At 64.4% G+C, this 2936-nt stretch carries 3 protein-coding genes and 1 pseudogene; all 4 read left to right on the forward strand.

The genetic code is table 11. The annotated features are described in order from the left end of the window. Positions 1 to 631 (forward strand): annotated as a pseudogene (locus tag HMPREF3086_RS06895) (hypothetical protein); the annotation flags it as partial. Further along, the gene (locus HMPREF3086_RS06900) at positions 628 to 1281 is read left to right on the forward strand and encodes a class I SAM-dependent methyltransferase (RefSeq protein WP_070720965.1); all 654 of its coding nucleotides are present in this window, start codon (positions 628 to 630) and stop codon (positions 1279 to 1281) included. The pseudogene HMPREF3086_RS06895 and the gene HMPREF3086_RS06900, both read left to right, overlap by 4 nt. Beyond that, entirely contained in the window at positions 1278 to 1988 is a 711-nt protein-coding gene (gene fabG / locus HMPREF3086_RS06905) for a 3-oxoacyl-ACP reductase FabG (RefSeq protein WP_070720967.1), read from the forward strand. Before HMPREF3086_RS06900 ends, fabG begins: the two co-directional genes overlap by 4 nt. Positions 1989 to 2158: 170 nt before the next feature. After that, a complete protein-coding gene (locus HMPREF3086_RS06910; RefSeq protein ID WP_070720971.1) occupies positions 2159 to 2500 on the forward strand; it encodes a hypothetical protein in 342 nt (113 codons plus the stop codon). The last annotated feature ends 436 nt before the right edge of the window (positions 2501 to 2936 follow it).

The raw sequence follows: 2936 nt of genomic DNA on the forward strand, positions 1-2936 counted from the left end.
CCCCACCCCGCCGGTTGAGCGCTGCGTGCTCAACTCGTGGGTAATGGACCTGGCCGACCTCACCACCGTCACTGCCGGCGACGACGTTTCCCTCATGGCAGACGGGCGTGTCGCCGGCGAACAGCGGCCGATTCAAGATCTGTGGCGATTCCTGACCCCGGCCGACGCCGCCACCCTTGTCACGCGCTACAAAGCGGCGGTGCTCGACCCGGACAACACGTGGGTCGGCTACGAGTGGACTCTCAACCTGCCAGACGCTCCCCCACTGCACATGTTCAGCGGAGGCCGGCTCCGCGTCGAGGGTGAGCAGCGACGGATCATCGGCACCAGCGTCGTCCTCGCCGAGCGCACGCAGGAACCTCCGGACCTCCTCGGGCCGCTCGTCGAGTTCGCCTCCATCACGCTTGCACTGGTCAACCGCCTGGCGCGAAGCGCCGTCACCAGTGTCGGTGCAGACGCCCCGCTGAGCTACGAGGCGCTGTGCAGTCTCGTGACCGAGTACGACCTGTATGAAACCGGCGTCTTCCCCGTCGAGTTAGATGGCATCGAGTTTGATTCCAGGGTGGTCCCGATCGCAGACATGGAAGGCGGGGCGGCCACTGTAATGCTGCGTAGAAGAGGAACTGCATGAGCCAAGCACGCGATCGCGGCGCCAGCGGAGGTATCTACAACCCCGTCACTCTCAGGCTCTACGACGCGGGCGTCCTCGGGCTGACTAATCGGCTGATCTGGCGTTGCCCGACAGCGACGATGGTCGAGCACTACCGCAGCCACGCTGGCCGCAGTCACCTCGATGTAGGCCCCGGGACCGGCTACTTCATCGAGCGCATCGACTCCCCCTCGCTCACCTTGCTCGACCTCAACGCCTCCTGCCTCGCAGCCGCGTCCAACAGAGTTGGCCACGGCAGAGCCGTCGCCTCCCTCCAGCAATCCTTTTTCGACCCGCTCCCCCGTGAGCACAGCTTCGACTCAATCGGTCTGAACTTCCTGCTTCACTGCATCCCCAGTCAAGAGAAGTGGGACCGCCTCTCCCAGCTCCGCGGCCACCTCCGGCCTGGCGGGACCATTTTCGGCTCCACCGTCATCGCGGATCCCGAGACCGCGACGCTCGCAGCTCGAGCGTTGAATAGCACCTACAACAGGCTCGGCGTGTTCGGTAACGCCGACGACACCATGGACGAACTGGCGAACGCGCTCCGCGGCTACACCGAGGTCAGCACCCGGCGGGTCGGCCAAGTCGCGCTGTTCTCTGCACGACGACCCCAGGAGGATCACCCATGACCGACGCACGCGTAGCCCTGGTCACCGGCGCCAACCGAGGCATCGGCGCGGCTATCGCCGCCCGACTCGCCCGCGACGGCTTCACGGTCGTCGGCACCCACCGAGGCAGCGGCGTCGGCGAAGGCATCCACGGCGTCGAATGCGACGTCACCGACCCCGAGTCCGTGGATGCTGCGTTCACCTACGCGGAGCAGACCTTCGGCCCGGTCTCCGTCGTCGTGGCCAACGCCGGCATCACCAAGGACACGCTGGTGATGCGGATGAAGGAAGAGCAGTTCCTCGACGTCGTCAACACCAACCTGGCCGGCGCGTTCCGCATCGCTAAACGAGCGACGCGCAACATGCTCAAGCAAAAGTACGGCCGCATCATCTTCATCGGATCCGCATCCGGAATGTCCGGCGTCCCCGGCCAGGTCAATTACACCGCCTCCAAGGCCGGCGTGATCGGTATGGCCCGCTCGTTCGCCCGCGAGCTCGGCATCAAGGGCATCACCTCGAACGTCGTGGCCCCCGGATTCACCGAGACCGATATGTCCGACGCCATGGACGACAAAGCCAAGGAACTCGGTACCTCGATGATCCCGCTCGCCCGGTTCGCGCGGCCCGAGGAGATCGCCTCCGCCGTCGCGTTCCTGGCCTCCGAGGAAGCCAGCTACATCACCGGAAACGTGCTCAACGTCGACGGCGGAGTGGGCATGGGGCACTGAACTGCCGAGCTAGCACCGGGACCGGAGGTGACCCATTCCCGCTATCTCCACAGTCTCCAACCCCTCCCCCCAGATGCCGACCTGGCCGAGCTCAGCCCACGGCGCAGCGCTCAGGGCCGACTACGCTGGGCTCTCGACCGCAGTCACCCCGAACCCGAAAGGACCCCACCATGGTCATCGACGGCAACGTGATCGAAATCGGCACGCTGAACCAGCTCAAGTCCGGCTCGAACGTGCTCACGATCAAAGTCCTCCACCGGGCCTACAACCCTACCGCCCGCAAGTTCACCGGCCAGGTCGTCTACGACGTCGAACTACGCAAACAGCTCGCCGAGAACGCCCACGCCAGCCTGACAATCGGTGACGACGTCATCATCGACGCCGACGAACACGACCTGGCCGCCACCATCTACACCGACAGCAACGGCCAGGACCACCCCCTGCTCACCGGGGCCAAAGCTCGCAACCTCGGCATCAGCATCCGCTCCGAGGCACTCCCTGTTGCGCCTTGACCTGCTCAAACGCATCTTGCGCGCATATAACCATGTGCGTAGCATCTGAAATGCGGAAGACGCCGGAGCTGCTACTCCGGCGCCTCCCTGGAACAGTCACCTAGCTAGGCGTCGGTTCCAAAGCGGATGAGATCCAAGAGAAGTCGACCGACCTGGGCCGTGGCTCCAACCACAGCGACCCAGAAGGTCGGCTTCTCGTCATTTCGACGGGTTCCCATCACATCACCTCCTTCCACCTAGGCAACGGCTCCGGATGAGTGAGCCGCACCCCCGATCGAAGGAAGCGCGCCCAGTTTAAGGGCACCGACCGACACAAACGACATTCCCTCTATTTCCCCAGCGAATCGGTGTGGAATACGTGGGGAATGCCTGTGAACAGGGCTTTTAACGATTTATTTGCTCGATGGGTGCGGGTGTTCTGGGGCCAGCTCCCGCG

Origin of the sequence: Dietzia sp. HMSC21D01, from assembly GCF_001815995.1 — a bacterium.
Lineage (GTDB): Bacteria > Actinomycetota > Actinomycetes > Mycobacteriales > Mycobacteriaceae > Dietzia > Dietzia cinnamea.

Coding starts and splice junctions, on each gene's coding strand:
- HMPREF3086_RS06900 (WP_070720965.1), top strand. CDS start 628: ATGAGCCAAGCACGCGATCGCGGCGCCAGCGGAGGTATCTACAACCCC.
- fabG (WP_070720967.1), top strand. CDS start 1,278: ATGACCGACGCACGCGTAGCCCTGGTCACCGGCGCCAACCGAGGCATC.
- HMPREF3086_RS06910 (WP_070720971.1), top strand. CDS start 2,159: ATGGTCATCGACGGCAACGTGATCGAAATCGGCACGCTGAACCAGCTC.